Raw genomic sequence first — 459 nt, forward strand, 5'->3', positions numbered from 1 at the left:
CTCCCGGCTGCTGCTCGCCGCCCTGTTCGTGCCTTCCGGTATCCATGCATTGAGCGACATAGCCGGCACCACAGGCTATTTCGCCAGCCTCGGCCTGCCGCTGCCGACACTTGCTGCCTGGGGCACGGGACTGTTCGAACTGATCGCGGGGCTGCTCATCCTGGTCGGTTTCCAGACCCGGGTCACGGCGCTGCTGCTCGCCGCCTTCTGCATTGCCGCCGGGTTCATCGGCCACTATGGCCAGGGCGGCGGCGACGCGATGCTCGCCTTCCTGCACCAGCAGATGCTGATGAAGGACATTGCGATATCAGGCGGATCTGTTGCGCTGGCCATGGCCGGTGCGGGAGCCTGGTCGGTCGACGGGCGCGGCTATCGCATGTGGAATTCCTGAGATGTCTGCCCGGCACGGACCCCCACCCCTACCCCTCCCCACAAGGGGGAGGGAGACTTCCGTTGGCG

General features: G+C 66.4%; 1 protein-coding gene. It reads left to right on the forward strand.

Annotated features, from left to right (window positions below; translation table 11 throughout):
• Positions 1-391 (forward strand): DoxX family protein (locus EOC06_RS38510; RefSeq protein WP_164899065.1); only part of this gene is annotated, 391 nt, incomplete at its 5' end.
• Positions 392-459: the final 68 nt, after the last annotated feature.

The organism is Mesorhizobium sp. M7A.F.Ca.MR.362.00.0.0 (assembly GCF_004023175.1).
Classification (GTDB): domain Bacteria; phylum Pseudomonadota; class Alphaproteobacteria; order Rhizobiales; family Rhizobiaceae; genus Mesorhizobium.